This window comes from Phyllobacterium myrsinacearum, assembly GCF_014138285.1.
GTDB classification, from domain to species: domain Bacteria; phylum Pseudomonadota; class Alphaproteobacteria; order Rhizobiales; family Rhizobiaceae; genus Phyllobacterium; species Phyllobacterium myrsinacearum_A.
This window is the reverse complement of record NZ_JACGXN010000002.1, coordinates 412,426-435,696: the sequence shown is the minus strand read 5'-3', so window position 1 is coordinate 435,696 and position 23,271 is coordinate 412,426. Positions and strand designations below refer to the sequence as shown.

21 protein-coding genes are annotated in these 23,271 nt (G+C 57.9%); 11 read left to right on the top strand and 10 right to left on the bottom strand.

The genetic code is table 11. The annotated features are described in order from the left end of the window. On the bottom strand, positions 1–1,827 hold the full coding sequence (locus tag FHW16_RS11685; protein WP_182549355.1) for an aminopeptidase P family protein: 1,827 nt from the start codon (positions 1,825–1,827) through the stop codon (positions 1–3). A 258-nt stretch (positions 1,828–2,085) separates the two neighbouring features. Here FHW16_RS11685 and FHW16_RS11680 point away from each other — a divergent pair, with 258 nt between their 5' ends. Then, complete coding sequence (locus FHW16_RS11680) at positions 2,086–2,226, top strand: hypothetical protein (RefSeq protein ID WP_182549354.1); 141 nt, start codon at positions 2,086–2,088, stop codon at positions 2,224–2,226. 46 nt (positions 2,227–2,272) lie between these two features. Here the strand turns inward: FHW16_RS11680 and FHW16_RS11675 are convergent, their stop codons facing one another. Genes FHW16_RS11675 through FHW16_RS11665 form a run of 3 tightly spaced genes read right to left on the bottom strand, consistent with a single transcriptional unit; the run spans position 2,273 to position 3,989 of the window. After that, the gene (locus FHW16_RS11675) at positions 2,273–3,154 is read right to left on the bottom strand and encodes a 50S ribosomal protein L11 methyltransferase (RefSeq protein ID WP_182549353.1); all 882 of its coding nucleotides are present in this window, start codon (positions 3,152–3,154) and stop codon (positions 2,273–2,275) included. 45 nt (positions 3,155–3,199) lie between these two features. Continuing rightward, positions 3,200–3,793 carry an SCO family protein gene (locus tag FHW16_RS11670; RefSeq protein ID WP_246711720.1) on the bottom strand — a complete coding sequence of 198 codons (594 nt, stop codon included), beginning with the start codon at positions 3,791–3,793 and terminating at the stop codon, positions 3,200–3,202. A gap of 34 nt (positions 3,794–3,827) precedes the next feature. Further along, positions 3,828–3,989 carry a hypothetical protein gene (locus FHW16_RS11665; protein WP_182549352.1) on the bottom strand — a complete coding sequence of 54 codons (162 nt, stop codon included), beginning with the start codon at positions 3,987–3,989 and terminating at the stop codon, positions 3,828–3,830. Positions 3,990–4,056: 67 nt separating this feature from the next. Here FHW16_RS11665 and FHW16_RS11660 point away from each other — a divergent pair, with 67 nt between their 5' ends. Together FHW16_RS11660 and FHW16_RS11655 are read left to right on the top strand one after the other, a co-directional pair. Next, positions 4,057–4,689, top strand: a complete 633-nt coding sequence (locus FHW16_RS11660) for a DapH/DapD/GlmU-related protein (RefSeq protein ID WP_182549351.1) — start codon at positions 4,057–4,059, stop codon at positions 4,687–4,689. An 85-nt stretch (positions 4,690–4,774) separates the two neighbouring features. Continuing rightward, the gene (locus FHW16_RS11655; protein ID WP_182549350.1) at positions 4,775–5,257 is read left to right on the top strand and encodes a CreA family protein; all 483 of its coding nucleotides are present in this window, start codon (positions 4,775–4,777) and stop codon (positions 5,255–5,257) included. Positions 5,258–5,445: 188 nt separating this feature from the next. Here the strand turns inward: FHW16_RS11655 and FHW16_RS11650 are convergent, their stop codons facing one another. Then, positions 5,446–7,887, bottom strand: a complete 2,442-nt coding sequence (locus FHW16_RS11650; protein WP_182549349.1) for an ATP-dependent helicase — start codon at positions 7,885–7,887, stop codon at positions 5,446–5,448. Positions 7,888–8,131: 244 nt separating this feature from the next. Here FHW16_RS11650 and FHW16_RS11645 point away from each other — a divergent pair, with 244 nt between their 5' ends. Both FHW16_RS11645 and FHW16_RS11640 read left to right on the top strand, forming a co-directional pair. Then, positions 8,132–10,462, top strand: coding sequence for a glucose/quinate/shikimate family membrane-bound PQQ-dependent dehydrogenase (locus FHW16_RS11645; protein WP_182549348.1), 2,331 nt, complete (start codon positions 8,132–8,134; stop codon positions 10,460–10,462). A gap of 243 nt (positions 10,463–10,705) precedes the next feature. Beyond that, positions 10,706–11,245 carry a glyoxalase superfamily protein gene (locus FHW16_RS11640; protein ID WP_182549347.1) on the top strand — a complete coding sequence of 180 codons (540 nt, stop codon included), beginning with the start codon at positions 10,706–10,708 and terminating at the stop codon, positions 11,243–11,245. A 217-nt stretch (positions 11,246–11,462) separates the two neighbouring features. Here FHW16_RS11640 and FHW16_RS11635 read toward each other — a convergent pair whose 3' ends face one another. Then, a complete protein-coding gene (locus FHW16_RS11635) occupies positions 11,463–11,933 on the bottom strand; it encodes an Lrp/AsnC family transcriptional regulator (RefSeq protein ID WP_182549346.1) in 471 nt (156 codons plus the stop codon). 146 nt (positions 11,934–12,079) lie between these two features. Between FHW16_RS11635 and FHW16_RS11630 the strand changes: the two genes are divergently transcribed. From FHW16_RS11630 to FHW16_RS11605, 6 genes are all read left to right on the top strand, one after another. Beyond that, the gene (locus tag FHW16_RS11630; RefSeq protein WP_182549345.1) at positions 12,080–12,991 is read left to right on the top strand and encodes a DMT family transporter; all 912 of its coding nucleotides are present in this window, start codon (positions 12,080–12,082) and stop codon (positions 12,989–12,991) included. A 55-nt stretch (positions 12,992–13,046) separates the two neighbouring features. After that, positions 13,047–13,934, top strand: a complete 888-nt coding sequence (locus tag FHW16_RS11625) for a dienelactone hydrolase family protein (protein WP_182549344.1) — start codon at positions 13,047–13,049, stop codon at positions 13,932–13,934. Positions 13,935–14,069: 135 nt separating this feature from the next. Then, positions 14,070–15,023 (top strand): hypothetical protein, encoded by a 954-nt coding sequence (locus FHW16_RS11620; RefSeq protein WP_182549343.1) that lies wholly within the window; start codon positions 14,070–14,072, stop codon positions 15,021–15,023. 8 nt (positions 15,024–15,031) lie between these two features. Then, positions 15,032–15,394 carry a DUF2185 domain-containing protein gene (locus FHW16_RS11615; protein WP_182549342.1) on the top strand — a complete coding sequence of 121 codons (363 nt, stop codon included), beginning with the start codon at positions 15,032–15,034 and terminating at the stop codon, positions 15,392–15,394. Positions 15,395–15,609: 215 nt separating this feature from the next. Continuing rightward, positions 15,610–17,019 carry an FAD-binding oxidoreductase gene (locus tag FHW16_RS11610; protein WP_182549341.1) on the top strand — a complete coding sequence of 470 codons (1,410 nt, stop codon included), beginning with the start codon at positions 15,610–15,612 and terminating at the stop codon, positions 17,017–17,019. Positions 17,020–17,156: 137 nt separating this feature from the next. Further along, positions 17,157–20,933, top strand: a complete 3,777-nt coding sequence (locus FHW16_RS11605) for an AsmA family protein (protein ID WP_182549340.1) — start codon at positions 17,157–17,159, stop codon at positions 20,931–20,933. Positions 20,934–21,171: 238 nt separating this feature from the next. Here the strand turns inward: FHW16_RS11605 and FHW16_RS11600 are convergent, their stop codons facing one another. The 4 genes from FHW16_RS11600 to FHW16_RS11585 form a co-directional block, all read right to left on the bottom strand. Continuing rightward, entirely contained in the window at positions 21,172–21,399 is a 228-nt protein-coding gene (locus FHW16_RS11600; protein WP_182549339.1) for a ribbon-helix-helix domain-containing protein, read from the bottom strand. Beyond that, positions 21,396–21,608, bottom strand: a complete 213-nt coding sequence (locus FHW16_RS11595; protein WP_182549338.1) for a DUF4169 family protein — start codon at positions 21,606–21,608, stop codon at positions 21,396–21,398. Before FHW16_RS11595 ends, FHW16_RS11600 begins: the two co-directional genes overlap by 4 nt. 8 nt (positions 21,609–21,616) lie before the next feature. Beyond that, a complete protein-coding gene (locus FHW16_RS11590) occupies positions 21,617–22,201 on the bottom strand; it encodes an SspB family protein (RefSeq protein ID WP_182549337.1) in 585 nt (194 codons plus the stop codon). A 212-nt stretch (positions 22,202–22,413) separates the two neighbouring features. Then, positions 22,414–23,118 (bottom strand): TetR/AcrR family transcriptional regulator, encoded by a 705-nt coding sequence (locus FHW16_RS11585; RefSeq protein WP_182549336.1) that lies wholly within the window; start codon positions 23,116–23,118, stop codon positions 22,414–22,416. Positions 23,119–23,271 lie beyond the last annotated feature (153 nt).

Here is a 23,271-nt window from a genome sequence, read left to right as displayed (position 1 = left end):
CTATCCGAGCGGTTCGGTCGCCTTGATCAGCCAGTCGCGGTCAGCTGCGCTGGTGTGCGGCAGCAAGGTCTCCCGCACCTTCGCGTGATAGGAATCGAGCCACACCAGCTCTTCCCGGATAAGCAGACTGGTATCAATCAGCCGCCTGTCGATCGGGCAGAACGTGATCGTCTCAAAACCCATCATCGGGATATCGCCGCCCTCGGGCACAACAGGTTCCGTGACAATGAGCAGGTTTTCCGTGCGGATGCCATAGCCGCCGGGCTTGTAGTAGCCCGGTTCGTTGGACAGGATCATGCCCGGCAGCAGTTCGTGCATGCCGCGCTTGGAGATGCTCTGCGGCCCCTCATGCACCGACAGGAACGAGCCGACACCATGGCCGGTGCCGTGGCCGTAATCGTAGCCCTGTTTCCACAGGGCTATACGGGCGAGCACATCGATATCCATGCCGCGCGTACCCTTGGGGAACCGCGCCGTGGTGATGGCGATCACGCCTTTGAGCACCAGCGTGAACTTGCGCTTCATGTCGTCCGTCGGCTTGCCCACGGGCAGGGTGCGGGTGATATCGGTCGTGCCGTCGCGGTACTGGCCGCCACTGTCGATGAGATAGAGCTCGCCCTCCTGCAATTTGCGGTTTGACTGGGTGTTGACCCGGTAATGGGCAAAAGCGCCATTGGGGCCAGCGCCCGAAATGCTGTCGAACGAAAGGTTTTCGAGCGGCATCTGGAAACCTTCGGCCACGGTGCGGCGGGTTTCCTCCAGCTTCTTCGCCGCGTCGATCTCGTCGATCGTGCCGGGTGTCTGCGCGTCGACCCATGCCAGGAAGGAGACCATGGCAACGCCATCGCGTTCGTGGGATTTGCGTGCGCCTGCAAGCTCAGCTGCGTTTTTGAGCGCGCGGGGCAGGCGGGCGGGATCCGTGCCCTCGACGACCCTGCCACCGGCATGTTCAACCACGAGCCGCAGTTTTTCGGCTGCAAGCGCCGGATCGAGCATCACCACTTTGCCTTGTGCGCCGAGGTTGGCGACATCGGCTTCAAGGGCTGATGGCGGGCGGAGCGTGGTGAGTTGTGTCAGATAGGCTTCCGTCTCGATGGGCAGCTTGCGCTTGTCGATGAAGAGCAGCGGCTCGCCCGAAACAGGGATAATGGCAAAGGCGAGAGGCAGGGGCGTGTTGCTGACGTCATTGCCGCGAATGTTGAATGCCCATGCGATTGAGGAGGGGTCTGTCAGCACGGTTGCGTCGGCCTTTGCCTTTTCCACCGCTTCAGCCAGTTCCTTCAGCTTGTCGCTGGCGAGTTTCCCGGCATATTTTTCCGGCTGGATCGTCACGGCTTCCAGTGGCGGAGCAGGCTGGTCTTCCCAGACCAGATCCACAAGATTGTCCTTGACCGCAACGAGGGTGCCGCCATTGGCTTCAAGCGCTTCGCGCAATGCCTTTGTTTCGGCAATGGTGTGCAGCCAGGGATCGAAGCCGATGGTGAGTTTGCGGCCACTGTTGCGCAGCCAGACTGGCGGAGGGGTTTCCACCAGGCTTTCCACCGTGAACACCGCCGGGTCGGTCTGTTCGGCGGCCTGCAGCGTGTAGCGGCCGTCGACAAACAGATGTGCGTTGTTCCTGAGGACGAGCACAACGCCGGCAGAACCGGTGAAGCCCGTCAGCCATGCCAGGCGCTGCGCGCGGGGTGGTACATACTCGCCCTGATGCTCGTCCGCACGGGGGACAAGAAAACCGTCAAGATTGTGGGATTCGAGTTCGGCGCGCAGCTTGGCGACGCGCGGGGCGCCGGTGGCCGGATTGCTGACGACCTCAAACGACTGGAACATGGTGATGCAAACCTCTGCTGTTGGGTGATGGAACCTATCTTTCGATCACGGCGGAGGCAATGGAGGCGTATTGTTTACACCGGCTTTTTGCAATGGCTGACGGTCGTCGTATCATGTGTGCATTGCACAATCATGACTTCGCATATGCACAATCGTCATGACTGCCATGCAGCGGGACGGCTGGCCGAGATAGGGGAGAGTCAGCTATAGCGTAACAACGGGAGGATCGGTTGCCACCATCAATCACGGAGATGCACCATGGCACAGAAGGTCCGCGGGTTTTTCAAGACAGCGCTCGAAAATCTGATCGCTTACCGCACGGCCCAGATGGAACGGTATGTTGTCCGTTCCGTCGACGGCACGCGTGAAAGAACCAAGCACATCGCTTATTACGTTTAAGCATTCAGGCTGAGAATAAAGGGCAGCTTTTGGCTGCCCTTTTGATTCAGTAGGTGGATTTTGCCTTGAGGTGCAGGGTGACCCAGCCCTCGCGCCGCAGCGTCTTCTGATGGAAAAGACCCTGCACGCGATAGGCGGCCAGCACCTTGTCGCGCTGGGTCTCCAGAATGCCAGAGAGAATAAGCGATCCGCCCCAGGCCAGATGCTTGCGCATCTCCGGCGCGAGCTGCATCAGCGGGCGGGCGAGAATATTGGCGACGATCAGATCGAACGGCGCGGCAAAGCGCATGGCCGGGTGATGGAAACCTGTGGCCGTCTCTGTCTGGACGCGTGACGCAACGCCGTTTTTCACCACATTATCCTGCGCCACCGCCACGGCCACCGGGTCGATATCCGTTGCGAGAACCGGAATGGGCGCGAGCTTGGCAATGCCGATGGCCAGCACGGCGCTACCGGTGCCGAGATCCAGCGCATTGCGCGGATGTTCGCGGCGGATCACTTCGCCGATCATATCAAGGCAGCCGGATGTGGTGCCATGATGGCCCGTGCCGAAGGCAAGACCCGCGTCAATCTCAATACCGAGGTCATTGATGCGGCGCTTGTCGCGGTCATGCGATCCATGCACGAAGAAACGGCCGGCGCGAACCGGCGAAAGGCCCTCGAGTGAGTGGGCAACCCAGTCGATATCCGGAACCTGCTCGCGCTGCACGTCGAGGCCAAAGGCATCAGCGCCAAGTATATCGCGGATGCGCGGCTCGATCTCGTCAGGTTCGAACGTGTAGACCGAGACCTCGAAGATTTCCGCATCCTCGTCCACTTCGAAGGTGGAGATCGGCAGGCCATCCTCTTCAAAGGCGAGCTGCAACAGATCGAACACGCGGTCGGCTTCGATCTTGCCAGCGGTGAGGAACAGGCGGGTTTGGGTCATCAGGTCGTGTACTTTCGAAATTCTAGGTGGCGCTGCTTTAGTGCATCAGCTCTTGGCCAGACGTTTCAGCTTCGCGACAGCCGTATCAGGATTTTCGCCATAGGCAATGGTGCCGAAGAAACCGCCCTTGCTATCCAGAAGAAAGACCGAGGCGGTGTGATCCATGGTGTAGTCATTGCCCTCGGTGGCCACTTTGCGTGCATAGACGCTGTAACCTTTGAGCATTGCCGCCATTTTGTCAGGATCGCCAGTGATGCCGGTGATGCGGTCCGATACATTGCCGACATAGGTTTTCATGACATCGGCCGTATCGCGTTCAGGATCGACGGTAACGAAATAGGCATTGATGTTCTGCCCCTCCGGGCCCAGCTGCTTCAGCCAGGCGTCAAGTTCAAACAGGGTGGTTGGACAAATCTCCGGGCAATGGGTGAAGCCGAAGAACACCACCGACGGTTTTTGCCGGAAAGCCGCCTCGGTGATCGGCTGGCTGTTCATGGTAACCAGCTGAAAGGGCACGCCGAAAGGACCGGCATTGGCGGAACCCGGCTGATGGCGGTAGGATTGGAACGTGATCCATCCGGCCGCGGCGGCAAGCAGAACGATCGCGGCGACAAGGAACGGCATCAGGCCTCTGTTCATGGGGAAATGTCCTTTGGAAGTGATGTCGGCGCTTCTACATGCACCAGGAAAGACCAGCCTGGATAAGCGATAGAAAGATTGTATCGCCATGGTTGAACCATGCGGCGAAGGTCACACCGGTTGCAACGGCAGCGGCAAGCGCCAGCGTTGCGTAGAGTGTCAATCGCGACGGGCTGATGGAATAGGATGATTTCATCAGTTGATTATAGGATTTCACCGTCATTTATGCAAAAGGATTGCCCTGATAGTGCACGAGAAACATGATGGCTGAACCCGACGAACTGCGTTTCCAAAACCCCGAGCCGCGTATTCACCCGACGGCACAGCTCAAGAGCGTGAAGCTTGGCCGTTTTGCCGAGGTGAGCGAACGGGTGATCCTGCGCGATGTGACGATGGGGGATTTCTCCTACATCGAACGCCACAGCGAGGGCATCTACGCGGATATCGGCCGCTTCTGCTCGATTGCGTCCAATGTGCGGATCAATGCACTGGAACACCCGATGGAACGGCTCACCACACACAAGGTGAGCTACCGGCCCAATGAATTCTTCCGTTTTCGGGGTATCGATTTCGATTTCCGCGCCCGGCGGCAGGCCAAGCGGGTCAATATCGGCCATGATGTGTGGATCGGTCATGGCGCGGTGATCATGCCTGGCATCAGCATCGGCCATGGCGCGGTGATCGGAGCCAACGCGGTGGTCACCAAAAATGTGGCGCCTTATACGATCGTTGCAGGCAATCCGGCGCGGGTGATCCGTCCGCGGTTTTCCGCTGATATTGCAGAGCGCCTCATGGTGCTTGCCTGGTGGGACTGGCCTGCAGAGACGATTTTCGAGGCCGTGCCTGATATCCAGTCGCTCAGCATCGAAGATTTTCTGGCGAAGTGGGAACGATAGCAGCAGCAGGCCGTTCTGCTTGCAATTCCAGGACACGGTACCCAACTGTGTCTCGCACTTCTAATCAACTTTCAGGAGAATTTCGATGAAGCGTGCTCTTGCTGCTCTGGCCCTTCTGGGCGCTGCCATCCTGCCTGTACAGGCCGAAGAGGTCGGTAAAGTCGGTGTGGACTGGCTGGGCAATGATATCGTCATCGATGCGGTTTCCGACCCGAAAATTCAGGGCGTGACCTGCCATCTCGCTTCATTCTCCCGCGGCGTGATTGACCGGCTACAGAAGGGTAACTGGTTCGAGGACCCGTCCAACGCATCAATCTCCTGCCAGCAGACCGGGCCGATCGTGATCGGTGATATCAAGCTGGGCGAGGGTGGTGAGCGGGTTTTTTCCGAGCGCACGAGCCTTATCTGGAAGAAGCTGAACATCACCCGTATCTATGACAAGCAGAACAATGCGCTGATCTATCTGGCCCACGCCAGCCAGGTGCAGGATGGTTCCGCCAAAACCTCGATCGCTACCATTCCGCTGTTTGCCGGGAATGTCACCTGGACAAAGGGCAAACCGGAATAGGTTTGCTGCGATTCCAGGGAAACGATTTATACCCCCCTCTACCCTGTCGGGCATCTCCCCCACAAGGGGGGAGATCAGCCTTCACTAAGGTTTCAGCTAATCTTCAATGGTGAAAATTGAGCGGGATCGTGATGGCGATGTGATCTCCCCCCTTGTGGGGGAGATGTCCGATAGGACAGAGGGGGTGCTCAAATCTGCTTTACAAAACTGTCCAGCACACGTTTTTGTCCGGCCTTGTCGAAATCGATGGTCAGCTTGTTGCCTTCGATGGATGAGACGTTGCCGTTGCCGAACTTGATGTGGAACACCCGGTCGCCGACATCGAAATTCGATGGGGTTTCGCTGACGGACTTGGCCACCAGCTCGCCATCGATCATGCGGCCCTTGACCGAGCCGCGACCGGCGCCGTGGCCGGAATCCGTTTCGCCATAGCCGATGCGCTCGACCTTTGAGCCGGAGCGCGAGCCCCAGTTGTTGCGCGTGGCATCGGAACGGTTCTGCTGGGCGCGCTGCCAACCGGGCGTGGAATAGGTATTCTCGAACGGATCGGCGCGGTCAAAGCGCGACTGGCCGTAGCCGCCGCCGGATCCGTAACCACCATAGGAATTACCCGTAGCAACAACTTCCACGTGCGCTTCCGGCAGTTCCTCGAGAAAACGGGAGGGGATTGTCGATTGCCAGAGGCCATGAATACGCCGGTTGGAGACAAACCAGATGTGCAGGTTTTTCTTGGCGCGGGTCAAGCCGACATAGGCGAGGCGCCGCTCTTCCTCAAGACCGGAGCGGCCGCCTTCATCCAGCGCGCGCTGGTGCGGAAACAGGCCTTCCTCCCAGCCGGGCAGAAAAACGGTCTCAAATTCAAGACCCTTGGCTGAATGCAGCGTCATGATGTTGACCGCATCCAGATTTTCGTTCTGCTCGGCATCCATGACCAAAGCCACGTGCTCGAGGAAGGACCGCAGGGACTCATACTCCTCCATCGAGCGGATGAGTTCTTTGAGGTTTTCCAATCGGCCTGGCGCTTCCGCTGAACGGTCCGCCTGCCACATGGCTGTGTAGCCTGATTCATCGAGGATCATTTCGGCCAGCTGCGTATGCGGCGTGGAATCAATCAGCGATTGCCAGCGATGGAAGTTTTCAACCACTTCACGCAGGGCCGAGCGGGGTTTGGGCTTCAGCTCTTCCGTCTGCACCAGATCAGAAGCGGCTTCGAGCATGGCGATGTCGCGGGCGCGGGCGTAGTCATGCACCTGCCGAATCGCGGCTTCACCGAGGCCACGCTTGGGCGTGTTGACGATGCGCTCAAGGGCAAGATCATCAGATCCCTGGGCAACGACGCGGAAATAGGCGAGGGCATCGCGGATTTCGAGGCGCTCGTAGAAGCGTGGACCGCCGACAACCCGGTAATTGAGGCCGAGGGTGACGAAACGGTCTTCGAATTCGCGCATCTGGAAGGAGGCGCGCACGAGAATCGACATATCGTTGAGCTTGTGGCCCCTGCGCTGCGCCTGTTCGATTTCCTCGCCGACCGCGCGGGCCTCCTCTTCGGAATCCCAGGCGGCATGCACGTTGACCTTGGCGTCTTCGGCATTCGGGGCGTCGGTGAACAGGGTTTTGCCGAGACGGCCCTCGTTGTGGGAAATGAGGAAGGAGGCCGCGCCGAGAATATGCGCCGTCGAGCGGTAATTGCGTTCCAGCCGGATTACGACCGCGCCGGGAAAATCCTTTTCGAAGCGCAGGATGTTGTCGACTTCGGCACCGCGCCAGCCATAGATCGACTGGTCGTCATCGCCAACACAGCAGACATTTTTCGAGCCCTGTGCGATCAGGCGCAGCCACATATACTGGGCGGTGTTGGTGTCCTGATACTCATCGACGAGGATATAGCGGAATTTGGCGTGATATTCCTTCAGCACATCCGGATAGGCGCGGAACATGCGGATGGGATGGCAGAGCAGATCGCCGAAATCGCAGGCATTCAGCGTTTTCAGGCGGTTCTGATAGGCGGTATAGAGCTCGCGGCCCTTGCCATTGGCAAAGGCGCGGGCATCGCCCTCGGGGATTTCCGAGGGGCCAAGACCCTTGTTTTTCCAGCCGTCGATCATCAGCGCGAATTGTTTGGCAGGCCAGCGCTTGTCGTCCAGCCCTTCGGCCTGAATGATCTGCTTGATCAGGCGGATGACATCATCCGTGTCGAGAATGGTGAAATCAGAGCGCAGGCCAACCAGTTCCGCATGGCGGCGCAGAAGCTTGACCCCGATGGAGTGGAACGTGCCGAGCCACGGCATGCCTTCCACGGCACCGCCGACGAGAACGCCGATGCGCTCCTTCATCTCACGCGCCGCCTTGTTGGTGAAGGTCACCGCGAGTATCTGGCTGGGATAGGCCTTGCCGAGTGACAGGATGTGGGCGATGCGCGAGGTCAGCACCCGCGTCTTGCCGGTACCCGCACCCGCCAGAACCAGCACGGGCCCTTCGGTAGTTTCAACCGCAAGGCGTTGTTCAGGGTTGAGGCCATTGAGATAGGGCGGCGCGCCACGAGCCTGCATGGCGCGTGCAGCTATGCCCTGAGGCTGGCGAGGCGCATCAGGTTCGTCAAAAAACGGAATATCGTCAGGCAATCCGGACATTTGTCTCCAATGTAGTGATTCGGCACAGAAAAACTAGGCCAAAGCGATACAAAGCAAGAACATACAGCATTTAGCTCATTGTTTCCCCTAAAACTTGCGATTGAAAAATTCAATCACCGATATTGCACGCGCCCAAATTAAGGCATACGCATTTTATCTGAGAGGAATCTGGCAGCCGATGGTGCGTTCGCAACCTCATGTCAGGACCATTCGATCTTGATTGAGCTTGGAAAGGACCCCTACCATGGCAATCACTCTGACGGCTCTCCTTTTTCTGATCATTGCTGCAGTTCTTGGCGCGGGCGGCGTCTGGCTCGCCGCTCTCGGCGGCAGCTGGTATTATATTATCGCAGCTCTCGCGTTTCTTCTGACGTCTATTCTTCTCTTCCGAAGACGGCCTTCCGCCTTGCTGGTTTATGCGGCCTTGGTGATCGGCACACTTGGCTGGGCAATCTGGGAAGCCGGGTTCGACTGGTGGCAGCTTGCACCGCGCGGCGGCGTTATCATACTGCTCGCGCTCTGGTTGTTGACGCCATGGGTGCGGGGCAAGCTGGTGCGGGCTGGCGGTGAAACTTCGGCAGCTGGCACCGGCGCGCTGCTCGTGACGGTTCTGGTGGCTCTTGGTGTTGCCGGTTATTCGATGACACAGGATCCGCTTGATCTGGCGGGCCAGCTGAGCAAGGAGGCGGTTACCACCACGCCTGATCTCGGCGGTGTACCCAATGACGACTGGCATTTCTACGGCCGCAGCCTTTACGGCCAGCGTTATTCGCCGTTGAAGCAGATCACGCCTGACAATGTTGCCAAGCTGCAGGTCGCCTGGACCTACCAGACCGGCGATATACGCCGCTCGACCGATGTGCCCGAGACCACCTATCAGGTCACGCCGCTCAAGGTGCGCGATACGCTTTACATCTGCACGCCGCATAATTTCGTCATTGCGCTCGATGCGGCAAGCGGCAAGGAAAAATGGCGGTTTGACCCGCAGGTCAAGGACAACGACGATCGGCAGCACCAGACATGCCGCGGCGTATCCTATTATGCGGACACGGCAGTTGCTGCCGGACAGCCCTGCGCTGAACGGGTTTACATGCCGACCGCCGATGCGCGGCTGATCGCGCTTGACGCGGCCAATGGTCAGATTTGTCCGGCCTTTGGCGACAAGGGCACCGTGCATCTTGAAGCCGGCATGCCTTACAATCCCTCCGGCTATTATTATTCCACCTCGCCGCCGGTCATTGCGGCGGGCAAGATCATTGTCGGCGGCGCGGTCAATGACAATTACTCCATCCACGAACAATCAGGCGTTATCCGTGCCTTTGACATCAACACCGGCGCGCTGGTGTGGAACTGGGATTCCGGCAATCCTGACGTGACGACGCCGCTGCCGGAAGGGCAGAAATACACGGCCAATTCTCCCAACAGCTGGTCGATTTCCAGCGCCGATGAAAAACTGGGGCTGCTCTATGTGCCGCTGGGCAACCAGACGCCGGACCAGCTTGGGGCAGGGCGATCAGCCAATGTGGAGAAATTCTCGTCGTCTATCGTGGCACTTGACCTGAATACCGGCCAGTTACGCTGGGTGCGCCAGACAGTCCATCACGATCTGTGGGACATGGATGTGCCGTCGCAACCCAGTCTCGTCGACATCAACACCGCAGGCGGAACGGTACCGGCGCTGGTCGGTCCCACGAAGCAGGGTGACATCTATGTGCTCGACCGGCGTTCCGGCGAGCCGATCATCCCGGTCGAGGAAGTGCCCGCCCCCGGTGGTGCAATCGAGGGCGATCATACCTCGCCGACACAACCGGTCTCGGGCCTGACATTCATGCCGGAACCGCTGAAGGGCAAAAACATGTGGGGCGTCACGCTGTTTGACCAGCTTGCCTGCCGCATCGAGTTCCACAAGCTGCGCTATGAGGGGCGTTATACGCCACCATCATTGCAGGGGTCGTTGATCTATCCGGGCAATTTCGGTGTGTTCAACTGGGGCAGCGTTGCGGTCGATCCGGAACGTCAGGTGATGTTCGGCATGCCGACCTATCTGGCGTTTACCTCGCGGCTTGTACCCCGTGCCGATGTGCCAGCACCCGGTGCCGGTACCAAGGGCAGCGAGCAAGGGCTCAACCGCAATGAAGGCGCGCCTTATGCGGTGGTGATGGGGCCATTCGTTTCGCCGCTTGGCTTGCCATGCCAGACACCGCCATGGGGTTATGTGGCCGGTGCCGATCTGCGCACGGGCAAGATTGCATGGAAGCATCGTAACGGCACCGTTTACGATTCCTCGCCATTGCCCCTGCCGTTCAAGGTCGGGGTGCCAGGGCTTGGCGGTCCGATCATCACGGCGGGCGGCGTGGCATTCCTCGGAGCATCGGTCGACAATTATCTGCGCGCCTATGACGTGACGAGCGGTAAACAATTGTGGGAAGGACGGCTTCCTGCCGGAGGACAGTCGACACCCATGTCCTATGCTTTGGCGGGCGGACAGCAGTTCGTCGTCATCGTCGCTGGCGGGCACGGATCGATCAACACGAAGGCAGGCGACTATGTCATCGCCTATACCTTGCCGAAGTAAGCAAGTCGCACAATTGCAACCTCCCGGGTCAACGCCCGGGAGGTTTTTTGTTGACTGCTTTATCCCGTTGACGTCGCCCAAGACTGCTTATATCGATAGGCAAGGCAGATACAGCCAGCCGCTCGCGGTCTTCAAAGCCAAGGTGAATGTATCGAACGACGCTGCGTTTCATCCTTTGAATGGTGAACGGGTCGGCAATGCGGGCACTGACTTTCCTCGTTCACCGCACACGAAGGATAGACGATGCGTACTTTTCATGATGCCAAGGCGATGGCCAAATCGCTGCGACAGGCACTTGCCGCCAAAGATATCGAGATTTCCCACAGCGATGGTCTGGAACTTGTCGCGGCCGGTTTCGGACTCGACAACTGGAACGTGCTGGCGGCGAAGATTGCCTCTGACACACCGGCCGGCAAGGGAGCAATTTCCTTTGGACCGGCCAATCCGATCCTGCGGATTTTCGACGTTGATAAGGCCAAGGAATTCTATCTGGACTATCTGGGCTTCAGCCTCGACTGGGAACACCGGTTCGAGGAAAATACGCCGCTCTATTGTCAGGTCACACGCTCCGGCCTGACGCTGCATCTGAGCGAACATTCCGGCGATGCCAGTCCCGGTGCGCGCGTTTTTGTGCGGATGACCGGAATAGAGGCGTTTCACAAGGAGCTTCACTCCAGGAATTATCGCTTCATGAAGCCGGGCCTCGAGGACGCTCCCTGGGGACGCGAAGTGCATGTGATCGATCCGTTCAGCAACCGCATCAGCTTTTGTGAAGATAAATAGTTGATCGGGCTACCCCCCTCTGGGCTATCGTCCTACCGGGGCGAGCCACGGGTCTCGCCCGCCTTCGGCCCCCCACAAGGGGGGAGATCAGCCTTCACAGCTATTTCTCACAATTTGCAACTTTGAAAAGTTAGCGATCATTCCGATGTCGATGTGATCTCCCCCCTGTGGGGGAGATGCCCGACAGGGCAGAGGGGGGTATCTCATTGCCGCCTAATCAACGCTGCGGCAGCTTCAACGGACTTCCCGTCTTGATCGTACGGATGGCGAAATTGGAACGGATGTCGGAAATACCCGGCAGAACCAGCAGCTTTTCGGTGAGAAAGCGCTCATAGACACTGAGGTCTTCCACCACCACTTCGGCCAGAAAATCAGCCGTTCCTGAAATCAGGAAGGCGCCTGTCACTTCAGGCATCGCAATCAATGCCGCCTGCTGGGCGTCGGAATTCTCCCGGCTGTGCTGTCCGACCTTGATCTCGACGAACACGGTCAGACCGAGCCCGACTTCCTTGCGGTCGATATCAGCGCGATAGCCGCGGATAACACCGGACTTTTCCAGATTGCGGATACGGCGCAGGCAAGGCGAGGGCGACAGGTTCACCCTCTCTGCAATCTCCACATTGGTTGCCCGCGCATCCTCCTGCAGTGCTTCAAGGATGCCGATATCAAATTTATCAAGATTTGGCATAAATCACCTTTTAAGAGGTTTGATCTTCCCTAATATTGCTGAAATAGTAGTTTGACTCGCATGAACTTGCAAGGACATGTCTCGGTATTCGGCGGTAATCTTCTTTCAGACAAGGTCCTCGGGCCCGATTTTGAAAGGACAGTACAATGGTCGCTCTTGCTCAGGACTACAGAAAGTCCACATCCCTTGGCGCAGGCTATGCCGGAGCGCTGGTGACGGTTTTCATATGGGCGACGTGGATCATTGCCACGCGCCACAGCAGCGGTACCTCGCTTGGTACAATTGATCTCGGGCTCATCCGTTACGGCGTTCCGGCGCTGGTTCTGTCCCCCGTCTGGCTGCGCACCGGGCTTGTCCCGCGCAATGTGCCGCTGATCCTTCTGGTGATCATGGTCTGCGGCGCCGGAGCCCTTTTCTTCCAGTTCACAACCTTTGCCATCCACTCCACGCCCGCATCGGCGGTCGGTGTCCTGCTCGGCGGATCCATGCCTCTGGCCGCTGCCCTGATCGGTGTCGTCCTGTTCGGAGAACGGCCTGACCTGTTTCGCAGCCTTGGGCTTGCTGCCATTCTCGGCGGACTTGCCATTCTCCTTCTGCGTGCAGTTGCCGGCCATGAAATCACTTGGATCAGCTTTGTCTTCCTGCCGCTTGGTGCATTGCTGTGGGCCGGTTACACCCACGCATTTCGCCGCTCGGGCCTGACCGCCCTTGAAGGCGGCGCGCTCATTGCCGTCTGGTCCTTCCTTATCCACGTGGTGCTGGCCCTGACCTTCGGCTCAACGATTACAACTGTGCCTTTAACGGAGCTTGGCCTGCAGTTTCTCAGCCAGGGTGTACTGTCGGGCCTTGCCGCCATGCTGGCCTATGGCGTTGCGGTGCGTGCTCTTGGCGGCAGTCAGGCGGCGGCCTTCAGCGCGCTCACACCCGTCCTTGCAACTTTTGGCGGAGCCATCTTCCTTGACGAGCCGGTCGGTGTCTGGGAAATTACCGCAGCAGTGATGACGGGACTCGGCGTTGCGCTGTCGACCGGTGTTCTTTCCCACCGCCTGAAAAGGTAGCGGGAAACCGCAGGGATCGGCGGTCCGGCAGTCCTTTTCGATGGAAAGAGCCCTAATGGACAAGCCGAAGAAAACTCCGAAGATCAGTCAGGCCATGGTCGATGCCTATGACGAATACACACATCTGACCCTTGACCGGCGGTCGTTCATGGACAAACTCGCCAAGCTTGCGGGCTCCGGCGCCGCTGCGGCTGTCATCGCGCCGATGCTGGCGGCAAATTCCGCCCAGGCTGCGGTTGTTGCATCCGATGATCCGAGGCTGCTCACCAAGGATGTGATCCACTCCAGCCCGTCGGGTGACATGAAGGGCTACAGTGTGCGCCTGACCGACACGGCGGAGAAACTGCCTGTTGTCGTGGTCATTCACGAGAATCGCGGTCTCAACGATCATATTCGCGATGTTTCCCGACGTATGGCACTGGAAGGTTTTACGGTCTTTGCGCCGGATTTTTTGTCATCGGCCGGGGGCACGCCGTCGGATGAAGACAAGGCACGGGACTTGATTGCCAATCTGGACCCCAACAAGACCATCGCCGAAGGGGTTGCAACGATCTCCTCTTTGAAAGAAGCAAAATATGCCAATGGCAAGGTTGGCGTCATGGGTTTTTGCTGGGGCGGTGGACTGGTCAATGATCTCGCCATCAATTCACCGGAGCTTGACGCTGGTGTTGCCTATTACGGCCGTCAGCCGAAAGCCGAGGACGTGGCGAAGATCAAAGCGCCGCTACTGTTGCACTATGCGGGCCTCGATACACGGATCAATGCGGGCATTGATGGCTACCGGAAAGCTCTGACGGACAATGGCAAGACGTTCGACATTGAGGTTTACGAGGGGGCAAACCACGCGTTCAACAATGACACATCCACGGCGCGTTACAGCAAGGAAGCTGCCGATCTCGCCTGGAGCCGGACAGTTGCGTTTTTCAAGAAGTATCTGAGCTAAGAGGCGTTGCGGGCGAACCACGCACAATGGGCCTGCAGCGTTTTGCTCATTTCTATCACGCATGAAACCAATTGCTTGCCAGACCGTTCCGGGCACTGCTAGTCACAACAACGGAACGCGACGGGGATGGCCTTCATGCGCTACATAACTGCTCTCTTGGTCTTCATGGTGATATCGCTTGTAAATGTGCAAACGGGCTTTGCGCAGGAGGCGGTCTTTCCAGAGGGCTCAAGTGTCGGTCTGATCATTCCAAAGAACATGCAGGCATCGTCGACCTTCAGCGGATTTGAAGATGTGAAGACGGGTGCGTCGATCGTTTTCACCGAGCTGCCAGCCGACGCCTATGCGCAAATCGTCCCCAAATTCAACGCGGAAGGTTTGGCGCCGACGGGCATTGTCGTCACCGATGCGGTGCAGGACTGGACGGTCAAGGGAGCCTCCGCGGCCAAATACATCCATGGCAGCCAGATCGCGTCCGGTGTCAAATACAGCAAATGGATTGTGCTGACACAGGCACCGAAAACAACCGCGATGGTCACCATGCAGGTGCCCGATGGGATTGCGGGCGGTCCGTCGGATGCGGATATCGAGGCGACGTTGCGATCGATTGCAGTGCGCTCGCCGCCGACCCTGGAAGAACAGGTGACGGCCCTGCCGTTCAAGGTGGGGGATCTGGCAGAGTTCCGGCCCATCCGGGTCATCGCCGGCGCGACCTATATTCTGACCGATGGTCCGCAGGATATTCCTGCCAACTCATCGCAACCGGTGATCATCATCGCGTCCAATCTTGGCAATGCGCCCGAGGCGGATCAACGCATGGATTTTGCCAAACAGGCCTTTGCATCGCTGACAGGGATCAAGGATGTCCGCTCTGACAATGAAACGAGCGCGCAGGCCGATGGCGGGGAGTGGGTCGAGATCGACGGAAGCGCCAAGGATACAGCCAGCGGTGATACGCTTTACGTGGCCCAGATCGCCCGGTTCGAGACCAATCGTTATGTTCGTGCGATCCTCATCGTGCGCAGCAGCGAAAAGGATAAATATGCAGAACGTTTTCGCAGACTCGCCAAGTCGCTGACGATCAACTAAAATTAGGTATGGATAAAACCTATCGACTCACCAAAGGCGAGATACGGCCGTTGGTCCGCAATTACGGCGGCTGTATTGCAACCGATACGATCACAATTGACGGCTATCCCGTGCGCTTCATGTACCGCGAGGATCCCGACAATGAACTGGACAGCGGCTGGCGGTTTCTTTCGGGTTTTGAAAGTGATGACTACATGGAAGACCCCGAGAACAGCGGGATTTTCGACGTTAACACCATCGCCAATTACGATCCCAGCATTATCCCTCTCCTCGACTCGCCGATCGGCAGTGTCTTTGAACGGACCGGTGAACAGGAACGCTTTGTCCAGGTGACCGACTGGGAGCCCAGCGACGATGATGACGAGGATTGATTGAATTGAGCTTAGCAGATGAGTTTACAAGCTTCACCCCCCTCTGTCCTGTCGGACAGAGGGGGGTGCCCTCAATGCCGTATCGATTATCTCAATGACTTTCTCCCTGACCCTTGCGGTTCTGTCACACAGAGTTACAACTGGACAAGTCGCGTGCACTGACTGAAAATGCATGCGAATTAGACGAATCCTCGATTGGAATTCTGGAGACCGGAATGGCATTGGCTGATGCAGGAGCAATGGTGCGCAACGAAAATGGTATTGCGACCGTTGTTTCAATTCTCAAGAAAAGATTTGGTGATAACGCGCAGACGGGCAAATCCATCCGCGAACAGCATGGCCATACAACAAGTTATGTGCCGAACCAGGCTCCTGATCTTGTGGTCTTTGTTGAAAACACCGAGGACGTTCAGGAGGTTGTGCGTCTCTGCGGCGAGTGGCATGTGCCGATCATTCCCTTCGGCACGGGCACGTCGCTCGAAGGGCATGTGAATGCACCGGCGGGCGGCGTTTCCATCGACTTGTCGCGAATGAACCGGATCCTCAAGGTCTACAATGAAGACCTGAATGTCGTTGTGGAGCCGGGTATTACCCGCAAGGAACTCAACGAATATCTGCGCGATACCGGGCTGTTCTTCCCGATTGATCCCGGTGCCAATGCCAGCCTTGGCGGCATGGCGGCAACGCGTGCCTCCGGCACCAATGCGGTGCGCTATGGCACCATGCGCGAGAATGTGCTGGCGCTGAAGGCCGTCATGCCGGACGGGCGCCTGATCAGCACCGCAAAACGGGTCAAGAAGACTTCCGCCGGCTATGATCTGACACGGCTGCTTGTCGGCTCGGAGGGCACGCTTGGTATCATTACGGAACTTACCCTGAAACTCTATGGCATCCCGCAGGCAATCTCCGGCGGTATCTGTGCTTTTCCGGATCTCGAAAGTGCCTGCAATGCAGTGATCGAGACCATCCAGATGGGCATTCCCGTGGCCCGTATCGAGCTGGTCAACAGCCTGCAGATGCAGGCGATGATCAATTATTCCAAGCTTGATTATCCGGTTGCACCCTACCTGTTTCTCGAATTCCATGGCAGCGATGCGGGCGTGGCCGAACAGGCGGAACTCTTCGGCGAGATTGCCGCCGCCAATGGCGGTGGTACGTTCAAATGGACCGCCAATCTGGAAGAACGCGAGAAACTGTGGTCGGCGCGGCACAATTCCTACTTCGCCTGCATGACACTTGCACCGGGAAAGCAATCGCTGTCCACGGATGTCTGCGTGCCGATTTCCCGGCTTGCCGAGTGCATTGTCGAGACGGAGAAGGACATTGCCGCCAGCGGCCTGATTGCACCGATTGTCGGCCATGCGGGCGATGGCAATTTCCACGTACTGATCCTGTTCGATGACAAGAATGCTGAAGAAATCCAGAATGTGGAAGCGTTTGTCGAACGGCTCAACCTGCGCGCCATTGCCATGGATGGTACATGCACGGGTGAGCATGGTATCGGGCAGGGCAAGATCAAATTCCTGCGGCTCGAGCTTGGCGGCGCAGTCGACGTGATGGAATCCATCAAGCGGGCCATCGATCCAGGCAATATCATGAATCCCGGCAAGATCTTACGCCTGTAAGTTGGTATTTTGATTCCGCATGTTCGCCCAATTTGTGAACCTTGTGGCGTATAAGGTGCCTGCTGGAACGAATTTGGCATCCGCATCCCATTTGACATCAGGCAGACCCTGCGAATGTCAAATTCAAAGTTCCACTAGTGCGTAAGAATGGAGTTGAAACACTGGCACGCCTCTTTGTCCTGATCGGCGGATTATTGGTACTGGTGCTGACCGCAGCACTGGTGGTGCCGTATTTTGTCGATTGGGCCGGATATCGCTCTTCCTTTGAACGGGAAGCTTCGGCGCTTCTCGGGCGACCGGTCACGGTTGCCGGGACGGCCAGCGCGCGGCTTCTGCCGTTTCCATCGGTGACATTTTCCGATGTGAAGGTGGGTGATGCCGGGTCCGATCCGGTCATGACCATCGACAAGTTTTCGATGGATGCGGAACTTGCACCTTTTCTGCGCGGTGAAATACTGATCTTCGACATGCGGCTTGAGAAGCCGACCGCCAAGGTGAGTATCGACAAGAATGGTGTGGTCGACTGGGCGATCCGTCCGCAGACCTCGTTCGGCACGGCGCAGGTCAAACTGGAAAATATGAAGATTAGTGACGGATCGGTGGTGGTGCGTGATGCCTCCACCGCCACGGTCCGCACGATCAACGATCTTGATGCAACGCTTTCGGCAACCAAGCTGAGCGGTCCCTGGAAGTTTGACGGCACCTTGCTTTTCAATGGCGAACGAACCGCTGTTTCCGCGTCGACCGGTGAAGTGAAAACGGATGGTTCGCTGAACCTGCATGCCCGTGTCACACCGGATGGCATCCCTGCGGTGCTTGAAACGGATGGTGGTATCAGCATCGACAAAGGCGCGCTGAAATATGCCGGGAACATCAGTGTCCGCTCGGTGGACGAGACCGCTCCCAAGACCGGAAATACAACCAAAAATCCAGCGGCGGACGAGAAGCCTCTTTTATCAAGTGTACGTGTGACAGGACGTTTTGAAGCCGACCACGGCCGGATCAATATTCCTGACTTTCGTATGGAACAGGGGACTGCCGATGATCCCTACATCGTCAACGGCAACGCGCTTTTTGACTATGGCAAGAATCCGCGTTTTGAGATCAAGGCCGATGGCCAGCAAGTCACCTTCAGCGACCAGAACGAGGATACCAAGGGCAGCCAGCCAAAGCCGCACACGGCGGCGCAACGGCTTGGAGTGTTCCGCCGGTTGATGGATCAGCTGCCGATTCCGACAGTGCCGGGGACAATCGATCTGAAGCTTCCGGCAATTGTGGCGGGTGATACCACTATCCGTTCGGTGACGATCGATGCGGAACCATCTGATGGTGAATGGAAGATCAACCAGCTTCGGGCGGAGCTGCCCGGGCGGACCCAGTTCGAAGCCAATGGCATGCTGCAGATCGGCGAGGATTTCGGCTTCGACGGCAAGCTCCTTCTGGCATCACGGCAGCCTTCCGGTCTGGCGGCATGGCTGACCGATACTGTCGACGAGTCGATCCGGCGCCTGCCGGGTGCGGGGTTTTCCGGCGATGTGAAGCTGCATGATGATCTGCAGCGGATCGACAATCTCGAGGTTGCATTGGGCGGCGCGTCGCTGAAGGGCTCGCTGATCCGCAGCGCCAAAGGCGAATCGGTGCCGTTGACCCAGTTGACGCTCGAGGGTGGGGCGTTGGATGGCGATGCACTGGAAGCCTTCGCGGCCATATTTGGCCGGAACGCGCCATCGGTGGCTGATAAGGGTGCGCCCCAATTGGCAGGCGAAGATCTCGACGTCCGATTGAAGGCAGGTCCGGTCAGCCACGGCGGGCTGGTAGCGGAATCACTCGATACGGGTTTTCGCCTGCGCGATGGGGTTTTCGATATCGACCGTCTGACTGTGGGCAATCTTTCGGGGGCAACGATCACCGCGACTGGCAAGATCGAGCCATTCAAGGCCGAGCCAGCGGGTTCGCTGGATGCCACCATTCTTTCGGATGATCTTGCGCCCTTCGTTTCGGCTTTGGCAAAACGCTTTCCGGATTTTCCGTTCATCGCTGCTCTCAACGAGCACGCGGCGAAGTTTCCCGGTCTGTTTGAAGACACGCAGTTGAGCATCCTTGCCAATGCCCTGCATGGCGGGAATGCGACGGATGAACTGTCCATAAGTGCTTCTGGTAAAACCGGGGGCACGAATGTCACGCTTTCCGGTACAACCAGCCAGGGTGCCGACAAGCTGCGGGTTCTTGAGCTGACCATGAACGGACGTACCGATCATGGCGAGAACCTTATGGCGCTGATGGGACTCCCGGCGCTGCCGCTCGGTCTTGCCGGAGAGCTCGAAGCTGACTTGGCACTGAAGGGTGATGGCAAGGATGGCATTCAGACCCAGCTTTCCCTCAAGGCACCGGATGGGCAGGCATTGCTTGACGGCAGCCTGCGCTCGACCAACGGCGTCCTGAATGGTGAAGGGCGCGCTTCGATCAAAGCCAGCGATCTCGAACCATATCTGGCGACGGCGGGTTACTCCCTGCCGGGCTTCGGCAATGGCATGCACGTCGACGTGGCCAGCAGTTTCCAGTTGGCCAAGGGCAGGCTGGTGCTGCCCGATTTCAGCGGCAAGGTAAGCGACACCAAGATCGCCGGACGGCTTGATCTTGGGGCTGACGGCACTGTTCCTGACGTGCAGGGCAATCTGACGCTCGGCAAGCTTGATCTGCCATCGGTGGTGCAGTTCATGCTCGGCACCAGCGCCATCGACGCGAGCGGTGCAAAGTCCTGGCCCAAGGAAACCTTCGCTCATGCACCGCTGTTTCCCGTGGCTTTCAATCTGAAGCTCAAGGCTGACGAAGTGGATGCGGGGGTTCTCGGTCCTGTGACCAAGCTGCAGTCGACAGCGTCGCTGAAGGACGGTTATCTGCGGCTGGATGATACGCAAGGGGAAGTGCTCGGCGGCAATTTCAAGGGCATGTTCGAATTGCGCAATACGAGCGGCAATGGTCTGGCCACCGGTCAGTTCACGCTGGAGCAGGCATCTCTGGACGATCTCTATACCCCCGACGACCATGAGCCTCTGCTGGGTACGGCCAAGATCGCAGCCTCGGTCAATGCAAGCGGTACATCCATCTCGGATATGATGGCATCCGTTGCCGGTTCGGGTGTTGTTTCGGTGGAAGACCTTGCAATCGATGCCATCAATCCCGGCGCGCTCAGGCCAATTCTGGCTGATGCCGACGGGTTGGCAGGACCCATTACGGCCGATGCAGTGAGCGGTGTGATCGGCAAGTATCTGCACGCCGGCCCGTTCAATGCGGGTGCCGCCGAGTTTGCCTTTACCATTGCAGGCGGTACGGCGCGAACCTCAACATTCCAGCTCAAGAGCGAAGGTGCAACGCTGAATGCCGATCTGCGGCTCAACTTCCCTGATATGACCATGGCTTCGCAGGGGCGCTTCTCGTTCGATCCGGGCAAGCTGATTGTCGCCGGTGCCGAACCGGTTGTCGAGTTTAGCGGGGAGGGGCCATGGCGTGCGCCAAAATGGACGCTCAACCGTCAACCTCTGGAACAGTTTCTGACCCAGCGTACACTGGAGCGCGAGCAGCAGCGGGTCGAAACCATGCAGGCATCCCTCGTGGAAAAGCAGCGGCTGCGGCGCGAATCCCTGCTTTACCAGAGTAGGGCCACCGAGCGGCAGAAGCTTGCTGAAGAAGTGAAGCTGAAGGCTGAACAGGAAGCCGCTGCCCGTGCGGAGGCGGAACGGCAGGCAGTGGAAAAGGCTGTTGCGGAGAAGGCGGCGGAAGAAGCGGCCCGAAAGGCCCGCGAGCAGCAATCTCCATCGGGCGGCGGCGCACAGGCGCAGCCGCCGACAAACGGCGCCATCAATCAACAGTCGGTTGATGATTTTCTGAAGACGCTTGAACCGAAGATACAATAGCGCCAAGCACCGCTCTCCCTCATGGTGAGCTTGTCGAACCACGCACGATGGTCAGTAAGTGTTGGGTGAGTTTTCACCCCCCCTCTGTCCTGTCGGACTCCGGGGCGAGCCACGGGTCTTATTCTGCAACGTCTCAAAACTGATCGAAATAGTAATGAAGGCTGATCCCCCCCCTTGCGGGGGAGATGCCCGACAGGGCAGAGGGGGGTGAACGCAACATTGCAATCAAATCCAGACGTTACAAAACAGTCTTCATCCCCATCACCCAGTCGAGCACATAGATGCGCAGGGCTGAAGACAGGTTGGAATTGCGGTCGCGGCCTTCGTCGATATCGGCGATCAGACCGGCAACGGTCATCTCCCGGCTCTGCGCAATGGATGTGATGATCTCGTAGAAGGGATCTTCCAGGGAAAAACTGGTGCGGTGCCCGCGAATTGTCACGGAACGTTTGCGGACAAGGCTCAAGGCTTGTCCTTGTCGTCATCAGAAGCAGAGGGTTGGCCTTCAAGCCGATTGCTCTCAAGAAACAGTCCGGTCTTCCGGCCGGCATTTTCCTCAAACTGTTTCTCGGTCTTGGTGCGGCCAAAAACGATCCGGTGCTCGGCCGCAGTCTGTTCCTTTGCGTCCTTCGCCTTGCGCTTCCTGAATTGACGCAGGTTGACGATATCGGCCATCGGTGCCGTTACTTTTTCTTCCGGAACGAATCCAGAGAAACAACCGACGCGGATGTCTTTTCGCCCGTCTCTTCGCGTGGCGCATCGGCTTTCTCACCGCCAGCTTTCACGGGTTTCTTGGCCGGTTTGGCTGCAGACTTGGGCTTGGCGCCGGAAGTGACGCTCTTCGGCTTTTCTGCAGGCTGCACCGGAGCGATGCTGGTAATGCCCTGATCGTTGTCGCCAACGGTTTCTTCCACCTCGACGTCGAATTCCAGTTCGAAATTGACGGAAGGATCGTAGAAGCCGCGAATGGCCGAGAACGGTACCACGAGACGCTCGGGCACATCACCAAAAGACAGACCAACCTCGAAGAGTGTATCGGTGACCTGCAGATCCCAGAACTGGTGCTGCAGGACGATGGTCATCTGCTCGGGATATTTTTCGTGCAGACGCGTGGAGATACGCACGCCCGACGCACCGGTCAGGAACGTGACGAAAAAATGATGGTTGCCAGGAAGACCAGCCTTGGCAACTTCACCAAGGACTTTTCGGATAACGCCGCGCAGCGCTTCCTGGGCCAGTATATCGTAGCGGATCATATCTTGTGGCATGCACTCTTATCCCATGGATTCGCCCCTCTCTGTCAAGCAGAGATGACAATCACGTTTGAGCCATTATGGCGCATGGATAAAGGAATTGCGACTGGTTGTGTTCGTGTTGATCAAATTATGGTTGACCTGCGGGTTCGGGAGGGGCACGTGGGCCTGATTATGGCGGTGCCGGAGCACGAACCGCCGCCGCCGCTCCAATCACCCGAGGCGCTTCAGCCCACGGTCGCTTTGAGTAAAGGGGTTGCTGCTGACAAAGGTGTTGCCGGGGTCGAATAAGCCCTGAGGAAGGTGCGCACGGCATTGTGCGCCGCACTCTCCAGTTGTTCATCGGTTGGCGATTCGCCAAACAGGGTAATCATCTGCAGATCGGCATTGACCAGGGCCAGGAACTGCCGGGCGGCGAGGTCGAAATCCTCCATCTGCAGGACGCCGCCATAGGAGAGGCGGGCAAAGAGCGCGGCGAGGGCGGTCCCGATCTTTCCGGGACCATGCTTGCGCCAGCCCTCGAAGAGCTGCGGATAGCGCTCGCCTTCGGATTGAACAAGCTTGCGCAGAAACTGGCCATCCTGATTGCACAGGCAATTCTTGGTGAGCCGCACGGCAAACGCGCTCAGATCATCTTCCAGATTGCCCGGTTTGTCGGGAAATGTCGCCAGTATCGAGAACAGGCTCGCATTGGTGCGGTTCATCACATCTTCAACCACGGCGGTAAAGAGTGTTTCTTTTTCCCGGTAGTGATTGTATATAGTCTGTCGCGAAACACACGCTTCCACAGCGATTTCGTCAATACTCGCTCCGGCAAAGCCTTGACGGCAAAAGACCTCCGCCGCCGCATCCAATATCGATAGTCGTTTTGAACATTGACCACGTTGGGTATGGCCGGTCGCCTTATGCGCTGCTTCTTTTGGATTCCTCATGAACCGAAGATAATGCGCATTGACGTTTTAGACAATAGTGTCTATTTTGACAGTTGTGTCTAAAAACATTGACACACTGTTTTGTGATGTGACGAGCGTCCTCCCAAGCCGCGCCGTTTCGTTGCAGGTGAAAATTCTGAACCTCTCCTGAGA